This window comes from Rhodococcus sp. WB9 (assembly GCF_007558985.1).
Classification (GTDB): domain Bacteria; phylum Actinomycetota; class Actinomycetes; order Mycobacteriales; family Mycobacteriaceae; genus Rhodococcus_F; species Rhodococcus_F opacus.
Genome location: NZ_CP041769.1, coordinates 2,367,963 through 2,385,108, shown reverse-complemented (window position 1 = coordinate 2,385,108; position 17,146 = coordinate 2,367,963). Strand labels below are relative to the sequence as shown.

General features: G+C 68.4%; 12 protein-coding genes. All 12 read right to left on the bottom strand.

The features are described 5' to 3' along the window. Nucleotides 1-6: 6 nt before the first annotated feature. Complete coding sequence (locus FND50_RS11110) at nucleotides 7-852, bottom strand: glycosyltransferase family 2 protein (protein ID WP_144285794.1); 846 nt, start codon at nucleotides 850-852, stop codon at nucleotides 7-9. Between the two features lie 289 nt (nucleotides 853-1,141). After that, nucleotides 1,142-2,008, bottom strand: a complete 867-nt coding sequence (locus FND50_RS11105; RefSeq protein ID WP_144285793.1) for a MazG family protein — start codon at nucleotides 2,006-2,008, stop codon at nucleotides 1,142-1,144. A gap of 4 nt (nucleotides 2,009-2,012) precedes the next feature. Beyond that, nucleotides 2,013-5,660, bottom strand: a complete 3,648-nt coding sequence (mfd, locus tag FND50_RS11100) for a transcription-repair coupling factor (RefSeq protein WP_144285792.1) — start codon at nucleotides 5,658-5,660, stop codon at nucleotides 2,013-2,015. 119 nt (nucleotides 5,661-5,779) lie between these two features. Beyond that, entirely contained in the window at nucleotides 5,780-8,215 is a 2,436-nt protein-coding gene (locus FND50_RS11095) for a glycosyl hydrolase (protein ID WP_260850966.1), read from the bottom strand. A gap of 32 nt (nucleotides 8,216-8,247) precedes the next feature. Then, a complete protein-coding gene (locus tag FND50_RS11090) occupies nucleotides 8,248-9,213 on the bottom strand; it encodes a DUF1839 family protein (RefSeq protein WP_144285790.1) in 966 nt (321 codons plus the stop codon). Next, nucleotides 9,210-10,160: an amino acid--[acyl-carrier-protein] ligase gene (locus FND50_RS11085; RefSeq protein ID WP_144285789.1), complete on the bottom strand. Its 951-nt coding sequence runs from the start codon at nucleotides 10,158-10,160 to the stop codon at nucleotides 9,210-9,212. The genes FND50_RS11090 and FND50_RS11085 overlap by 4 nt, the downstream gene beginning before the upstream one ends. Next, nucleotides 10,157-11,365, bottom strand: coding sequence for an acyl-CoA dehydrogenase family protein (locus FND50_RS11080; protein WP_144285788.1), 1,209 nt, complete (start codon nucleotides 11,363-11,365; stop codon nucleotides 10,157-10,159). Before FND50_RS11080 ends, FND50_RS11085 begins: the two co-directional genes overlap by 4 nt. Continuing rightward, nucleotides 11,362-11,604, bottom strand: coding sequence for an acyl carrier protein (locus tag FND50_RS11075; RefSeq protein WP_005238830.1), 243 nt, complete (start codon nucleotides 11,602-11,604; stop codon nucleotides 11,362-11,364). Before FND50_RS11075 ends, FND50_RS11080 begins: the two co-directional genes overlap by 4 nt. Next, nucleotides 11,601-12,038 (bottom strand): holo-ACP synthase, encoded by a 438-nt coding sequence (gene acpS, locus FND50_RS11070; protein ID WP_144285787.1) that lies wholly within the window; start codon nucleotides 12,036-12,038, stop codon nucleotides 11,601-11,603. The genes FND50_RS11075 and acpS overlap by 4 nt, the downstream gene beginning before the upstream one ends. Nucleotides 12,039-12,276: 238 nt before the next feature. Further along, on the bottom strand, nucleotides 12,277-14,121 hold the full coding sequence (locus FND50_RS11065; protein WP_144285786.1) for a bifunctional diguanylate cyclase/phosphodiesterase: 1,845 nt from the start codon (nucleotides 14,119-14,121) through the stop codon (nucleotides 12,277-12,279). A gap of 14 nt (nucleotides 14,122-14,135) precedes the next feature. Further along, complete coding sequence (locus FND50_RS11060) at nucleotides 14,136-16,265, bottom strand: Rv1355c family protein (RefSeq protein ID WP_144285785.1); 2,130 nt, start codon at nucleotides 16,263-16,265, stop codon at nucleotides 14,136-14,138. After that, nucleotides 16,262-16,930, bottom strand: coding sequence for a hypothetical protein (locus FND50_RS11055; protein WP_260850965.1), 669 nt, complete (start codon nucleotides 16,928-16,930; stop codon nucleotides 16,262-16,264). The genes FND50_RS11060 and FND50_RS11055 overlap by 4 nt, the downstream gene beginning before the upstream one ends. Between the last annotated feature and the right edge of the window lie 216 nt (nucleotides 16,931-17,146).

Sequence of the window (17,146 nt, the reverse complement as noted above, 5' to 3'; positions counted from 1 at the left end):
GGTTGCTCAGCCTCGCGAGACGGGGGCCGGGAACACGTCAGGCGCGGAGGTGCGTTGTTCGCTCCTGATGGTGCGCAGCACCCGGAGCCCGTCACGTACCGCGTTGAGATTGCTCTCGCCGTGGATGCGGTCCTGTTCGAAACTCGGCACCTCGGTGATTTTCAGGCCCGCGTTGGCGACCCGCACGTTGATGAGTGTCTCGATCTCGAAGCCGTCGCCCCACTGCGCCTCGGTCGCATCGACGGACGGCAATGCCATCACCGGGACGTGGTGGCGCCAGAATGCGTTGTAGCCGTAGCACAAATCGCTGAACGAGGCCCCGAACTTGAGGTTGACGATGGCGTTCAACGCCTTGTTGCCGAGCTTTCTGCTGAACGTGATGTCGGAGCTTCCGCCGCCGGCGGCGAAGCGGGTTCCCTTCGCGAAGTCCGCGCCTGCCACGAGAGCCTCGACGAACAGCGGGATCTCGGCCGGGTCGGTGGATCCGTCGGCGTCGATCATCACGATGATGTCCGATGTGGAGGCGAGGAAACCGCAGGCCAAGGCATTGCCCTTGCCCTTTCGGCTCTGCGTCACGACCGTGGCGTCAGGCCACAGGCTCTTGGCCACCTCGACCGTGTCGTCGACGGAATGTCCGTCGACGAAGACGATCTCGTCGATGTCGGCCGGCATCCGCGCGGCAACGTGCGGGAGATTCTTGGCTTCGTTCATGGCAGGCACGACGACCGTGACCGTCGGCCGCTGTGACCCGTCCCCGTCGTTGCGACCGTTGTCTTCGCCTTCGCGTTGGTCGACGCCCACGACGTCGGTACCGTCGGAGGGTTCCAGGCGATCAGGCGTGTAGAGGCTCATTTGTCCGTCTTTCCTCGTCGGGCGAATGGCCCGGCAGCATCACAGTCGTCCCATGCGAGCACTGACCACCCCGTGTCTGGAGTGATGTCCTCACCACGTGCAGCGTGCAAAGGAAGCAGAGACCGTTCGAACCCCCGCAGTTCAGAAAACTTCAATTTTTTCGACCATCGGTCTTCTTTGCAGGGGTAAACCTATCTCAAGTTTGTTTCGTGCGCACCCGTTAACGCGAAGTGATTTAAAACTCAGTTATATTTCGGCAAACCGAAACGATCGCGTGGAACGGCCGCCCTCACGACGGCCAGTGACCCGTCCAGTCCGCTGCTCCGAGCAAGGACTTCCCCTGTGCACGCGCCACATTCTCGGCTACCCGGATCCGGGTGATGAACGCGTGCGTCGCCGCCCGGAGTCTCGTCTCGGCCTCTGCCTCAGCTACCAGACCGGACTCGAGCTCGTCGGGCACGAGTTCGGGCGGCAGGCCGGCCTTGCGCGCGCGGGCGATCACCTTCGCCGCGAGGGACGCCGCGGGCTGGCTCATCGCGACGCCGTCGAGGCAGGAACTCCGCGCCTTCTCCGCCGCCTTCCGGATCTCCCATGCCCGTTCCTGCTCCGCGATGTCGATCGGCCCGACGACGTCTTCCCCGAGGTGGGGGCTGCGGTGCACGAGCTTGGCCACCAGGGTCGCGGCCACGTCGTCCACGTCGAAATTGCCCGACGCCGACGCGATGCGCGAATGGAACAGGACCTGCAGCAGCAGGTCTCCGAGTTCTTCCCGGAGATCGCCGGGTTCGGACGACTCGATCGCGTCGAGCACCTCGTACGTCTCCTCGACGAGGTAGTGCGACAGGGTGCGGTGCGTCTGCGTCACTTCCCAGCCGCCGTAACTCCACAATCGGTCCATCACCTCGGCTGCCTCGACGAGGTTGTCGCCCGGGACCTTCGGTGCCGCGATGACCCGGGACCCCGACGCGACCCACTCGCGCACGGTCGGATGGTCGGGATCGGTACTGACCAGGACGGCGGCCCCGGGTGCTTCGGTCAGCAACGTCCGCACGGCTTCGGGTACCTCATCGGTGAACTCCACTGCGTCACCGACCACCCCGACGGCCTGCATCGGGATCGTCGTGGGCCGCAACGGGTCGAGCAGGACCACCGTCATCGGGTCAGGCCTCCATCACCACGGACCCGGCAGCCTTGCCGTCCAGCGCGACCACGAAGTCGGCGATGTACTGCAGCAACTCCACGTCACGCACCCGCTCCGCGCCGATTCCGCCCGACCCCGCCCGGGGCAGCGGCAGCTGCACCATTCCGGTGGTGGCACGGTACTGGGCGCTCGGGTAGATCCGCTTGAGACGCAACTGCTTCGAGTCGGGCAGGGCCATCGGCGCGATCTTCAGCTGCGTCCCGACCACGGCGATCTCCTCGAGTCCGTACTCGCGGGCCAGCAGGCGCAGCTTGGCCACCGAAACCAGTCGGCGGACCTCCTCGGGCAGCGGTCCGTACCGGTCGACGAGTTCGTCGACCACGGCCGTGATGCCGTCGAGTTCGGTGGCCGCCGCGAGCTTGCGGTACCCCTCGAGCCGGAGACGGTCGCTGGTGACGTAATCGGGAGGGATGTGCGCGTCGACGGGCAGGTCGATACGGACCTCCTTCGGAGCGTCCTCCGTCGTGATCGGCTTGCCGTCTGCGGCCGCCCGGAACGCCTCGACCGCTTCCCCCACCAGCCGCACGTACAGGTCGAACCCGACACCCGCGACGTGACCGGACTGCTCGGCACCCAGCACGTTTCCGGCGCCGCGGATCTCGAGGTCCTTCATCGCGACCGCCATGCCGGCACCGAGGTCGGAGTTCTGTGAGATGGTCGCGAGGCGGTCGTAGGCCGTCTCGGTGAGCGGCTTCTCCGGCGGGTACAGGAAGTACGCGTAGCCGCGTTCCCGGCTCCGCCCGACGCGGCCGCGCAACTGGTGCAGCTGCGACAGGCCGAGGGAATCGGCGCGTTCGACGATGAGCGTGTTGGCGTTGGAGATGTCGAGACCCGTCTCGATGATGGTGGTGCACACCAGCACGTCGTAGTCGCGTTCCCAGAAGCCCTGCACGGTCCGTTCCAGGGTGTCCTCGTTCATCTGCCCGTGTGCCACCACGACCCGCGCCTCGGGGACGAGTTCGCGGATCCGCTGGGCCGACTTGTCGATCGAGCTGACCCGGTTGTGGACGTAGAACACCTGCCCGTCGCGGAGCAGTTCCCGTCGGATGGCCGCCGCCACCTGCTTGTCGGCGTACGCGCCGACGTAGGTGAGGATGGGGTGCCGTTCCTCCGGCGGCGTGAGGATCGTGGACATCTCGCGGATGCCCGCCATGCTCATCTCCAGTGTTCGCGGGATCGGCGTGGCCGACATCGTGAGAACGTCCACGTGGGTGCGCAGGGCCTTGATGTGCTCCTTGTGTTCCACACCGAAGCGCTGTTCCTCGTCGACGATGACGAGGCCCAGGTCCTTCCACCGGATCCCGGTCTGCAGCAGCCGGTGCGTGCCGACCACGACGTCGATCTCGCCGTCGGCCATGCCGGCGATGGTCTCCTTGGAGTCTCCCGCATCCGTGAAGCGGGAGAGCCCGCGCACCGTCACCGGGAACGCGGCCATGCGCTCGGTGAACGTCTGCAGGTGCTGCTGAGCGAGCAGCGTCGTCGGCACCAGGACGGCCACCTGCTTGCCGTCCTGCACGGCCTTGAACGCCGCCCGCACCGCGATCTCGGTCTTGCCGTAGCCGACGTCGCCGATGACGACGCGGTCCATCGGGACCGCCTTCTCCATGTCGGCCTTGACCTCGCTTATGACCGTCAGCTGGTCGTGGGTCTCGGTGAACGCGAAGGCGTCCTCCATCTCCTTCTGCCACGGGGTGTCGGGGCCGAACGCATGTCCGGGTGCGGCCTGCCGCGCCGCGTACAGCTGGACGAGCTCACCGGCGATCTCACGAACCGCCTTGCGCGCCTTGCGTTTGGTGTTGGCCCAGTCGGATCCGCCGAGCTTGCTCAGCGCGGGCAGCTCGCCGCCGACGTACCGCGACAGCTGGTCGAGCGACTCCATCGGAACGAACAGACGGTCGCCCGGGTGTCCGCGCTTGCTGGCGGCGTACTCGATCACCAGGTACTCGCGGCGGGCGCCGCCGATGGTGCGTTCGACCATCTCGACGAATCGTCCGATGCCGTGCTGGTCGTGCACCACCATGTCCCCGGCGGTCAAGGCCAGCGGGTCCACCTGGTTGCGGCGCTTCGCCGGCAGCCTCTTGCCGTCGCCGACCGCGGCCACCCGGTTGCCGGTGAGATCGGCCTCCGTGACGATGACGAGTCCGGCGGTGGAGTCGTCGCCGGGGAAGACCAGGCCGTCGTGGAGCGAACCGCGCAGCACCCCGACCTGGCCCCGCGGGGGCTCGGTGCCGGGCGCGAGTTCCGCCGCGGGCACCTCGGCCTCGCGCAGACGCTCGAGCACGCGATGCGCGGTGCCGGCGCCCGCGACCACGATGACGGCGCGCCCGCCGGTGGTGACGTGGGCGCGCAGGCTCACGAACAGTTCCGACAGCAGGTCGTCGGACCCACGGACCTGCGGTGCCGGCGTGACCGCCAGCTCCAGTTCCTCGCCGTTGCCCGACGCGAGCGGGCTCAGCGTCCACCACGGCAGGCCCGTGGCCTCCGCGGATTCACGGACCTGGCTGAGCGAGCGGTAGGCGGAGGCTCCGAGATCGATGCCGTCACCCTTCAGCACCGAGGTGTCGAGCGGGGCGGCGCCGCCGATCGAGGCCGCCGTCCACGACGCCTCGAGGAACTCCTGACCGGTGCGCACCAGGTCGGTGGCGCGCGTCCGGATCTTCTCCGGATCGCACAGCAGCACGTGTGCGCTCTCGGGCAGCACGTCGGTGAGCAACTGCAGTTGCCCCGGCCGCAGCACGGGCAGCAGTGCCTCCATGCCTTCCACCGGGATGCCCGCCGACATCTTGTCGAGCATCTCGACGAGCGCGGCGTCGGCCTGGTTGTCGACCGCGAGCTGCGCGGCGCGGTCGCGGACGTCCTCGGTGAGGAGCAGTTCGCGGCACGGCGGAGCGATCACGGCGTCGATGTCGAGTTCGGGCAGCGACCTCTGATCCGCGACGGAGAACGCGCGCAACTCGGTGACCTCGTCGCCCCAGAATTCGACGCGCACGGGATGATCCGCGGTGGGTGAGAACAGGTCCAGGATGCCGCCGCGGACGGCGAACTCACCGCGCTTTCCCACCATGTCGACGCGCGTGTACGCCATTTCGACGAGCCGCTGGATCAGCCCGTCGAAGTCGTGCTCGACACCCACGCGCAGCGTGACGGGTTCGATCTCACCGAGACCGGGGGCCATGGGTTGCACCAGCGAACGGACGGTGGTGACGATGACCTGGAGCGGGGCCCCGTACGAGCGGTCGTCCGGGCGCGCGAGTCTGCGGAGCACCTCCACGCGGCGACCGACCGTGTCGGCGCTCGGCGACAGCCGTTCGTGCGGCAGCGTCTCCCACGACGGGAACTGCGCCACGGCGTCGCCGATCATCTCCTGCAGTTCGGCGGTGAGGTCGTCGGCCTCGCGACCGGTCGCGGTGACCAGCAGCAGATGGGTGCGCTCGGCGAGAGCCGCGGCCACGAACGGCCGGGCGGGTGCGGGCGCGACGATGTCGAGGTGATGCCGCCCGAGCGCCTCGGTCACCTGTGCGATGACTGCGTCGCCCAGCGCAATCTTCGCCAGACCGGCGAGCGGGGTGTCGGACGAGGGCTCGGCAGCGATGAGCGGGGAAGACAACGACGCACTCCTGAGCAGTGATGACGAACTGCCGGCGAACAGCTCGGGCCGGGACGAGCGGCCAGTTGCGGACTGAGCCAGCCTAGTCGATATCGCACACGGACGGACCGGGGTCCGTATCAGGTGCAGACCTGCACGACCGGTGTAACGGCCACCGAGTTCAGCGCCCGCACGTGCCCGGTCACCGCGTCCGCTGTCCCGGTCCTGCGCACCGGCACGATTCGCGCTCCGCCGGGCGGCAGGTGGAACCAGGAGTCCACCGGTTCGAAGCCGCGGAGTTCGAGGTGGACGTACTGGGCGGCGCCGTCGGTTCCGACGTCGACGACCCAGTCCCCGGGCGCCGCCTGCCGCGCCACCGCCGTCAGGCCGACGGTGCGTTCGAGGGCCCGTGCAGGTCCGCCGACGAGGTGCACGGCCTCGGCGACGACACCGTCCTCGCTCGACAGGGTGACGGTCACGCTCTCGTACCCGCGGGGGCCGAAGCGGTGGACGTGTGTCGCGTCGGTGAAACGCCCGAGCACCGTGTCGAGCGACCACCGGCGGGCCGCGTGCTCGGCGAGGGTCACCGGTTCGGTGACGTCGAACGCCCGGGCACCCGTGCGGGTGTGCACTTGCACCCGCAACTCCCCCACGACCGTGTGGGCGGAGTCGTTGACCGCGTCGATCCGCAGTCCGTCCAGTCCGTCCTCGGCGAGGAGGACGGCGACCGGCAGCGACATCCGCCGCATCACGAACCACGGCGCCTTCGGCCTGCCGTCGGAGTCGAGCAGCCCCCACCCGGCGCCGGGTTCGAGGTCGCGGAGCGCGAGCACCAGGACGCCGTCGCATCCCGAATCGGGCCGACGCCAGTAAGCGAGAGTCGCCGCGAACACCTCGCAGACGGCGGCCCGACCGAGGGCGAGGTACCGCTCGGGGTCGCTCCAGCGGACCGTCGACGGTTCCTCGCCGAACAGCGTCCGCACGTAGTGATCGCGGACGTCCTCGAAGTCCCAGGACGCCCCGTTGTCCCGCGGCACGGCCGCCTTCCACCGGGGATGGTGGCCGGCCGCCGCGAGGCTGCCGAACTCGGCCTCGATCGTCGCGTCCGCCGGGGGGATCGAGAATGCGAGGCATTCGGCGGCGAACCGCACCCGGGCCTGGCGGACGTCGGACGGCGGAAGCCGGTAGCCCCCGACACCGAAGTAGTGCGCGATACCCGTCCCCACGTGGGTCGCGAGCGCATCGCCGCCCGGGGGCGAGGTCGGTGACGACGACACCGGCACCACCCCCGGTGCCGTCGTACCGACCACCGCCGGGATCACGTCGTGCACCGCCGTCATGTGCGGCGCCGCGAGTCCGAGCATTGCCGGTTGCTGTTCGGTCTCGCTGCCTCCGCTGAACACGGTGAGCGCGGGGTTACCGGACAGCGGCCGCAGCACCGCCTCGACCTCCGCGGTCAGCAGGTCCAGGAACGGCTGGTCGTCGGGCGGGTCGAACGTCGACAGCATGGCGTCCTGCCACACCATGACACCGAGTTCGGCACAGTCGTCCCAGAATGCGGCGTCCTCGTACACCGCCGTGCCCGGCACGCGGACCATGTTCAGGCCGGCCTCGACCACCCTCTCGAGAGTGGCCCGCGTCTGATCCCGGCCGCCCAGCCCGACCGGATCCACCGGCGTCCAGACGGCGCCGCGGCAGTACACGTCGACGCCGTTGACCGACAGCCGGAATCCGCCGTCACCGCGCGCCGCGCACACGGTGCGGAATCCGACCGCACCGAGGTCGACGACGTGCTCCCCCAGGACGACGCTCAGCGGATACGTCGCGGGGATGCCGTGGGTGTGCGGCCACCACAACCGGACGTCGGGGACGCGGAGGTGAGCGCGGACCTCCTGCGCGCCGGACCCGGAGTCCACGATTGTCGCGTCCACGGTGAGGTCGCCGAGCCGCACGACAGGCGCCGGCCCGGCCGAGCGGTGCACGCGCACGGCGAGGTCCAGTACGCCCGCGCCGTCCTCCACGGTGGTGACCACGTGACGGTCCGACAGGACTGGGGCAGCGCCGTCGTGTAGACGTGCCGCACGCCACGGACCCACCGGGGCAGGCACACCCCCGAAGACCGGGGCACGACCGAGCAGACTCGTGCGAATCCAGCGCAGTCCCTGCGCGCTCACCAGCGCCGACCGCCAGCGTCCCCGTGGCCGTCGGCGGCGCAGCGCGGCATCGAGCGACGGAAAACGGATCGCCAGCGTGACCGTGCCGGGGCGGGAAGCGAGTTCGACCGAGGCCGGCAGGAACATCGACTCCGACGACAGGACGAGGTCGTCACCGGCCCACACCTCCGCGTGCGAGGCGAGGCCGTCGAACTCGAGACGCCACGGACCCGGGCCGTCGCCGGACACGTCGGTGACGAACCACCAGTCCACCGCATCGGTCTTCGCCGCGCGCGCCGCCGCAGCGCCGTCGATCGCCCGGATCGCGCCTGCCGCGGTGCCCGGCACCTGCGCGGAATACCACCGACCCGGCACACAAGCCAGGCCCGAGGGATCGGTGACCGAATCCGGTTCCGTTGCCACACAACGCCACCGAGCACCGGTGAGAAGATCCACTACTCGCGTCCGACCACTCGCGCCACGCCGCCCACCGACCGTTCCCACGCCTCGGCCATGCCGTCGAGTTGCGCCGACGGGTCGACACTGCGTCCGCGAGCGGCCCGAGCCATCTGGAACTGCACGCTCTTCGCGCCCTGCGCCACCGCCCGGAAGCCCGGCGCGAACGCCGCCGCCCCCGCGAACCCGTTGCGCTCGAGGTACTCGCAGACGTCGGCGGCCAATTCCGCGGTGGCACCGCACTGCCGCAACACCCCGAACGTCCACAGGTGAAAGGTGTCGATGCCCGCGTCGCGGATCCAGGGCACGTCGGCGACCACCCGCTCACCGAGATCGCGCACCGGATTCCCGTCCGGTCGGGTGGCGAGATGATGGCGCAGTACCGCCTCGAAACGCGCCGGCCGGTACCCCGGGTCCCCGTCGAACCGGACCTGCTCCACGTAGGGGGTGAAGGTCGCCGATCCGGCGACGTCGAGCCCGAACAACCCGCGAAAGTCGTCACCGGCCAGCCGGTGATACCCGCTGTTGTGGAAATACTCGAGCACACCGGCCTCCCGGTCGATGTAGTTCGCGACGATCGTCGTCTTGGTGTGACTCTCGCGGTAACCGGTGCCCACCGTGTCCGGGAGCCAGTGCGCATCCACCTCGACGGTCGACAGCATTCCCGCCGCGAGATTGTCCTCGACGTGGTCGAGGACCCGGCGCCAGACGTTCATCTCCCCCACGTCGATCCCGTACAGCGCGAACAGATCCTCCGGCTTGAACTTCAGGAATGTCCACTGCGATCCGTCGAACCGGGCCCCGAACGCGCACGCGGCGGCGGGCACCGGATCGAGCCCGAGCGAGTGGAGTACCTCCACCCACAGGTCGAGGTAGCAGTTGGTCTCGGTCCACGTCCGCTCGTCGGAGTGGATGGTGTGCGGTTCGTATCCGTCCGGCGAGATGTCGATCAACCGGGACGTCACAGCGACATCCGGGATTTCACCGCACTCGGCCAGCGTGACGGGTCGATGCCGTGGGTCCGCAGCATCGCGAGCGCGATGCGTTCCATCCCGAATCCCACGCACGCACTGTGGGCGACGCCGCCGTCTGCGGTGGCGATGTCGAACGTGACACCGAAGTGGTCCTGATGGCAGTTGCACGAGACAACGGCGGTGCCCTCGTCGAGATCCGCGTACAGGCGCACCGTGAGCTCGGTCTTGAGGTTCTCCTCGCGCTGGTTGGCGGCCAGCATGCGTCCGACCCTGCCGAAGAACGGGTCGTTGGCGACCACCGGCGTGGCGTCCAGCCACAGGTCGGACAGCACCTCGAGCCCGCGCTCGATCCACGAATCACGGTGCGTCGCGGCCTGGTCCGCCGTGCCGATCCGCACAAACTCGTGCATCCGGAACGCCTGCATGCGGGCGGGATCGAACGCAGGCTCGTGCCGGAAGCAGTAGCCGTACACGTCGAGCAGCGCACCGCCGTCCGGCAACACACCCGTGAACATCGGGTACGCGGGGTGGCACGCCGCCGACACCAGCATGGTGTCGGCCGGTTCGAGCCACTTGTCCCAGCTCTCGCCGTCGGCTCGCGCCGCCAGCAGTTGGGCGTGCTCGGCGTTGGTGCCGGTGAACGTGTTGATCGCCCCGGTCAGATTGGGGAACGACGCGATGTAGTCGGTGCGCTCGAAACTGGTGCGCGGGAACACCGGAGGAAACCGGAATCGGGCCGCGGACGCGCCCGGCCCTGCTGCCCGTACGACCGCGTCGATGCCGTCGACGATGTCCTCGAACAATCCCGACCGTCCGTAGAGGCCGGCGACGGACGTGTCCACCAGGAGTCCGGCGTCCAGCAGTTCCGCCCGGAACGCACGCCGGGCCCGCTCGAGTTCGCTCGTCTCTTCCCGCTCCACTGCTGTATCCGTGCTCATATCGTCCCCCGGTATGCCGTGGCCATCTGCGCCGAGTTGGCCATGATTCGATCGTTGTTGACCATGACGGCCGCCCCGTGCGCATCGCGCAGGTGCCGGCCGAGCGAGTACTCCGTGTCTTCCCGGTAGCCGGCGATCCCGCAGATCAGCAGGGCCCTGCCGACGAGGTCGACAACCAGGGTCGACGCCGTCACCTTCAAGTTGTTCATCGCCAGCGAATAGCCCACGCCGCCTGCGACTTCGGCCTCCGGTGAACCGGCGGGTGCCGCATCGGCGTCGTCGAACCGGCGGGCCGCCGCGAACACGATGTCCGAGAACTGCTGGTGCACAGCGGCCGCCTCGGCGAGACGCGACGCCGCGGGCGAGGCCACGCCCGGCTGCTTACGCGCTGCCGCTCGCACGTACCGGCGCGCCTTCTCCACCGCGGCGTCGGCGATGCCGAGCCACACGGCCGACCACACCGAATGCGACACCGGGAGCATCGTCGCCGCCGAGATCTCCGCGTAGGGATCGGCGACGACGAGGTCAGGGCTGGTGGTGGCACGCAGCACGAAACCGGGGCTGCAGGTTCCGCGCAGTCCCAGCGTGTTCCAGTCACCGGTGCGCTCGAGCGTCACGTCGGCACGCCGGCAGATGACGAGCACCTGGTCGCTCGGCGGGCTGTCGGGGGTGCGCCGCGCGGTCGCGAGGATCGCGTCGGCGTACTCGCCGTAGGAGATCACGGGGGCATTCTTGACCAGCGACACCACCCCGCCGGAGTGCTCCACCGCGCACGTGCTGCGCCGTACATCGCCCCCGATGCCCAGTTCCGTCGTCGCCGATGCCAGCAGGTACCCACCGGCGACCGCGTCACGCAGGAAGGCGGAGACGCCGTCGCCACCCGGATGCCGTACGAGCGAGAGGATCTGGGTCTGGTGCATCGCGAACACCATCGCCGTCGCGGCGCAGTGACGCCCGAGGGTCCGGGCGATCGTGCACAGTTCCCGCAGCGACGCGCCTTCGCCACCCAGTTCCGCGGGAACGGCACACGAGAGCAACCGCTGGTCCCGGAGCGCGTCGATCGCTTCCTGCGGAAAACGCGCGTCCCGATCGACGTCGACGGCCCAGCGCGCGGCCACCTCGGCCACGACCCTCTCGGCTCGCGCCGCCGGTCCCCACGACTGCGCGGACTCGATCCCGGTGCCGCTCGCGAGGGCGATACTCATGCCACTCCGAGTTCGACGAGTGCGCCCCGGATAGAATCCACACTCGCGAACGTGCTCTTGCGCAGCAGCTCGTCGGGAAACTCGATGTCGAACGAATCCTCCAGCGCCAGCATGACGTTGACGCTCGCGTGCGACGTCAAACCCAGTTCGTAGAGATCGGCGCCGACGGCGATGCTCGCGGCATCGACGGACAACCGGGCGTGGTCGCCGAGAACCTTGCGGATGGTCTGCTCGCTCATAGGTGACGTTCTCCTTGGTGACGGGATGGGGTGCCGAGCCGGGAAGCGGTGACCATCGCGATCGCGACATCGACCTCGTGCGAGATCGAGACGTCGAATCCGCCGAGCCCCTGCCGCTCGGCGAGGGCCGACGCGTTGCCGGACAAGCGCACTCCGCATCCGCCCCAGCTCTCGCGCCGGATCTCGATGGACTGCCACGGCAAGGCGACGTCCCCGGGTCGCAACACCTTGACCACGGCCTCCTTGGCCGCGAACCGGGCGGCCAGCCGTTGGGCCCGCGCAGGTCCTTCGCAAATTTCCAATTCGTGGGGCGTGAAGATCCTCCTCAGATAGCGGTCACCGAACCGCTCGACGCTGCTTCTCACATGCCCGACCGCAATCACGTCGCACCCGATACGGGACTCGGGGATCGACAAGACAGAACCACCAGACATCGATCCCCCTGCTCCAGTCTTCGACAGTCCCACGTTCTGCGCCGGAAGCCGCGCTCAGCGACTATCCAGCAAACCATTCGAGAAGTTACCGCACACTTGCAATTCAAGACAAGAGGTACTCCAGTGTGGGCATAAACATACCCCGAGTCTGTAACCCTGTCTTTGTGACGCGATGAATCAGCACATCCGGTGTGAGCGATCCTCCGGAAAGTCTCCGGCGCCGGGCAGGTAGGGCGAGCTACAGCCCGACCTCGATCGCTCCCGCGACCAGCAACTTGCCGATCTTCTCCGCCGAGACCGGGCGGCTGAACAGGAAGCCCTGGGCCCGATGGCAACCCATGTCGAGAAGTTGCCGGGCCGACTCGACGTTCTCGACGCCCTCCGCGACCAGCTCCAGGCCGAACGATTCGGCAAGGCCGATGATGGACTTCACGATCGCCCGGTCCCCCGCATTGCTGTCGAGGTTCATCACGAAGCCCTTGTCGATCTTCAGCGTCCCGACCGGCAGCGCCTTGAGGTGGCTGAGGGAGCTGTACCCGGTGCCGAAGTCGTCGATCGCGACCTCGACATCCATCGCGTGCAGCCCTTCGAGCGCTTCACGCGTCCAGGTCAGGTCACTGAGCACAGCGTTCTCGGTGATCTCCAGGCACAGCGCGCCCTTCCGAAGGTCGAATTCCGTCAACGCACTGGCAACGACGTCGAGAAAATCCAGACCGGCCAACTGCCCCGGCGAGACGTTGACGCTGAGATCCAGATCCAATTCGGGAACCTGCGACCGCCAGTCGGCCCACTGCCGGCAGGCCTTCCGGATCACCCAGCGCCCGAGCTCCCCCGCCACATTCGTCGCCTCGGCGACGTCGATGAACGACGCCGGCTGCAGCAACCCGAGCAGCGGGTGATTCCACCGCACCAGGGCCTCCACCCCGATGATGCGGCCGGTCCGCAGGTCGACCTCGGGCTGGTACTCGAGGAACAGCGACTCGTCCGCGATGGCCGCACGCAGACTGAGCTCGATCATGTTGCGTTTCTCGCTCTCCTCCTGCATCTCGTCCGTGAAGACGCTGATCGCGTTACCGCCCTTGGTCTTCGCGACCATGACGGCCTGGTCGGCCTGGCTGAGAAGTGAACTTGTGGTGGCCTTACCCGGATATCCCGCCGCGACGCCGATGCTGACACTGCGACTGACGACCTCGCGGCCGAGACGCACCCGCTCGGTCACGACGTCGCGGATGTGCTGCGCCCGCGCCTCCGCCTCCGGCAAACCGACCGATCCGCCGAGCACGAGCACGAATTCGTCGCCGCCCAGCCGGGAGACGAGGTCGTCGGCCTCGCTGGTCGATCTGAGCCGGTCCGCGATCGTGGAGATGAACCCGTCACCGGCTCCGTGACCGAAGAAGTCGTTGAGAGGCTTCAGCCGGTCCAGGTCGAGGAACAGGATGGCGACCGGCCCCGGTTCGGACTCGGCGAGGCGCGTGTCCAGGTGGTGGTAGAGCGCGCGCCGGTTACTGAGCCCGGTAAGGGAATCGTGGTCGGCCGAGTAGCGCAACTGCTCTTCGACGACGATGCGCGCCTGGACCTGGGCGAGCAGCGCGGCGATAGCCTTGAGGACGTCGAGCTCCGGCGGCGTCCAGTCGCGGTCGCCGAACTTGATGAATCCGAGCGTGCCCGTCGTCGTCTCACCGGACAGCAGCGGAACGGCCGCGAGCGACACCTGCGGCACTCCGGACGCCTCGCGGACCCGCTCGTTGTAATCCGGACCGGACACCTCCGGCCGGAAGATGGCCACTTCCTTCTGGTGCTCGATCTGGGCGAACGTCGAGTCGGCGTCCTTGAAATAGACGACGCCGAGCGGGTCGGGGTCGGGGATGAAGGGCCGGAGCGGGTATTCCGCGACCAGGACCGTCGCCGCGATCTCGTGGTCGGTGAACCGGAGGAAGCTGGTGTCGACCTCGAAGTGCTCGACGAGATCCTGCAACACGCGGGTGGCCACGGGCTTGAACGAGACCGCATCGACAGGCGTGAGCCGGGACGCCACGGTTGTCACCAGGGTCTCGAGCTTTTCGGTTTGCTTCTCGGTGTTCACGGGCCCTCCTGTCCTTACGATATCCGCCTGCGAACCCGATCGGCGAGGCGCTCGCTCCGAACCGACGGGCCCGGCGCATGGCTGAGCCGTAACACCATGGCGAGCGCTTCACCTCCCTTCGCTCCGACGACATCGAACAGTTCCTCCCGCAGCCTCTCCAATGGTGCCGCATACCGTGGTGAGAGTTGTTCGAGTTCCGCGCTTTCCACACCGTAGAGAAATACCGGTGAAATCGGCTGGACGGCGAGCCCGAGCGTCTGGGCGTGTATCCACACACTTTCGGTCGCCTCACCGCCGCGCACGTAGTCCCGAGGGGTGCTGCCCGGTATCGCAACAACCGCGACAGCCGAGCTCGACGAGACGCGGTCCGCAGTCGACTTACCCAGCGCCTGTCCCCCGTCCTGTGCGCCCAACCGTTCCATGACGTCGGGTCTCCGCAGCAGCGCCAGGGTCGACAGTTCCGCCGAGTCGAGTTCCAGTGCGCGAACGTCGATGCCGGTCTCGACCGAATCCAGGGGCGGCCACCGCAACTCGCCGATCATTTCGCGGTGCAGGGTCGGTGTGAGGAACCGGATGCGGTCCGACTCCGCCAGAATGGCGCCGATCGTCGCGATGTCGTCCCGGTCGGTCACCAGACAGAGACGTGCACCCTCCCGAGATGCCGCCTCCGACAGAAGCCATGCCTGCGTGTCGTCCAACGGCCGGGGCACGCCTGGCCTGCGGTTGGTGGTCCGGTCGAGCATGTGCTCGTAGCGGTCGGTGAGTTCCCGGTCGTTTCCGCTGCCGAACGTCATGGTGGCAACGGGAAGTCTCGGGTCCCCGTCGTGGATCGTCACGGTGCCGAGCAGTCCGGCGGCCGACGCGGCGATCCGGGCGTTGTGCAGGGCGGCCCCGACCGCGACATAACTGCCCCGGTACCCGACGTCCATGGCCGTCGAGTGCTCCGGGGCCAGGGAGATGGTCAGCCCGTCGTCGTCCGCCGCGATCGTCCACGGCTGGACGTTGCCGCCGGACGGCGCGCGGGCCGCTGCATACACGACGGCGTCGACGGCGTCGCGCGAGACCGCGGCAGCCGCCTCGCGATCCGCGGGCTCCTTCGGCAGGTCGTGCGGTCTCGGCGGATCGGCGAGGGCATCGAGATGCTGGTCCAGATCCATGCGGCACCGACCCGACGCGAGCGGTTGTCCGAGCCCGATGCGCCGCACCGCCGCCGCAACCTCCGCCCCGCCGAGCAGCACCTCACCCCCGAGCTGAGGCCACGTGGAGATGGTTTCGTCCACCTCCACCAACGACGCGGCCATCGTCGCCGACAGCTGTCCGGCGTCGAGAATCCGAAGTACGAGCGGAATCTTGTCCCGTGAGCCGAGCCCCGCCAGCGACTCCACGTCGACGTCACCGATCACTCCGTGGAAGACGGGCCGATCGGGTTCGAGGTCGAATCGCTCGACGTCCAGCAGACCCCTGTCACTGGTCGCCATCAGCACCGGCAATCCCCTGCGCCTGGCCTCCCGCCGTAGGGACACCTTCACGTCGAGAGAGTCGCATTCGTCGATCACCACGTCCGTGCCGTCCAGAAACTCGGCCACCGACTCGACGTCGAGACCGTCCTCCCATAACGTCACAGTGACATAGGGGTCGATCTCCGCGATACGGCGGGCGGCGACGACGGCCTTGTTCACGCCGAGGTCCAGAACGGTGCCGGGAACCCGGTTCAGGTTGGACAGTTCGAGGGTGTCGAAGTCCGCAAGCCGCAGGCCGCCGCACGCTCCTTCCAGCGTGAGCGCCAACGCGACCGCGTGACCGACGCTCAGACCGACGATCCCGACGGTCACATCCTCGAGACGTTCCTGCTCGTGCGCGGTGATCTTGTTCCGATTCCGGTCCAGCCGCAGCCGCCGAAACGACGTGCGCCCGAGCAGACGCACCACGGTCCGTCGCCACGAGTAGTACGCCCACACCGGAGACTCGTCCAGCACGCCGGCCGCCGGCATGGGAACGAGGGAACGCAGAGCGTCCCTCTGGTGGTCGAGCCGATCGACGAAGGCCACCGCGGGGTCGCGGCGGAGGCGGTCGAGTACCGCCGCGTCCCCGGAGTGGCCCTCGTCGAGCAACAGGGCGGTGTACTCACCGTGGGTTTCGTTCACGAGACGCTCCGCATCGGCCGAACGACGCCCCCTCCCGCCCCCGTCGCGATGGCTGCCGACGGCGTCGGTCGGGACGTCGTGAGTAACAGTTGGGCCAACTGCATTGCTTCGGCGCGGCCCCTGCGCCTACTCCGATCCCACCACATGAGCCGCGTCTCGTAACGGTCATCCGGATAGGGCACGGGAGCAATATGGTCGGCCACCACCCCACCGGTGGTTCGCCACGTGTCCAGGACGTGGGATGCGGCCGTCGCGAGCATGAACTGGACGTCGAGCAGATCCATCGAGAAGGTGGCGATGCGGCCCAGTGCGCCGACGAGTTCACCCCGCCTGGCGGCGGTGTCCGACACCCACGCACCCTTCGCCTCCAACACGCCGAACGGCAACCGGTCCTCGATCATCCGGCGGACGGCGGGAGCTCCGGGATGGGTGCCCCATTCCGTGATCGCATGCGCCTGATCTGCGGAAAGATAGGGTCCCTGGATTCGGACGCCCGCCGCGACGGAGCCCTGCGGCTCGATCGCGACAACGAACATTGCAGTGGTGTCGCCGTCCTGTATCCGGCGGTATTCGAGGGCCTTCTCGGCGCCGTACTTGCGATAGCCGGTCACGGCGCCCTCGAGATATGCTTCCCACAGCGCCGGCTCGTCGGAGGGCCGGGCCACGACGAAGCGACACTCCGACCGGGGATCCCAGACACTTAGAGTTCGGTCGAGTATGGTCTCGGTCGACCGTGCGTCGGTCTGCGGACGCGTCAGCTGTTCAACAGGCATTGGCTTTCCCATCGGAGTTGGTGCGGCAATTCCGGGGACTCACGGGTTACGTAAAGACCCCAAGAACTGGACACACGAACCCGGTCACAGCCCCGCGGCTACCTATTT

What these genes read in the sequence shown, in the direction of transcription:
- FND50_RS11075 (WP_005238830.1), bottom strand. Translation starts at nt 11,604, where the DNA reads ATGAGCGAGCAGACCATCCGCAAGGTTCTCGGCGACCACGCCCGGTTG.
- FND50_RS11080 (WP_144285788.1), bottom strand. Translation starts at nt 11,365, where the DNA reads ATGAGTATCGCCCTCGCGAGCGGCACCGGGATCGAGTCCGCGCAGTCG.
- FND50_RS11085 (WP_144285789.1), bottom strand. Translation starts at nt 10,160, where the DNA reads ATGAGCACGGATACAGCAGTGGAGCGGGAAGAGACGAGCGAACTCGAG.
- FND50_RS11110 (WP_144285794.1), bottom strand. Translation starts at nt 852, where the DNA reads ATGAGCCTCTACACGCCTGATCGCCTGGAACCCTCCGACGGTACCGAC.
- FND50_RS11105 (WP_144285793.1), bottom strand. Translation starts at nt 2,008, where the DNA reads ATGACGGTGGTCCTGCTCGACCCGTTGCGGCCCACGACGATCCCGATG.
- acpS (WP_144285787.1), bottom strand. Translation starts at nt 12,038, where the DNA reads ATGTCTGGTGGTTCTGTCTTGTCGATCCCCGAGTCCCGTATCGGGTGC.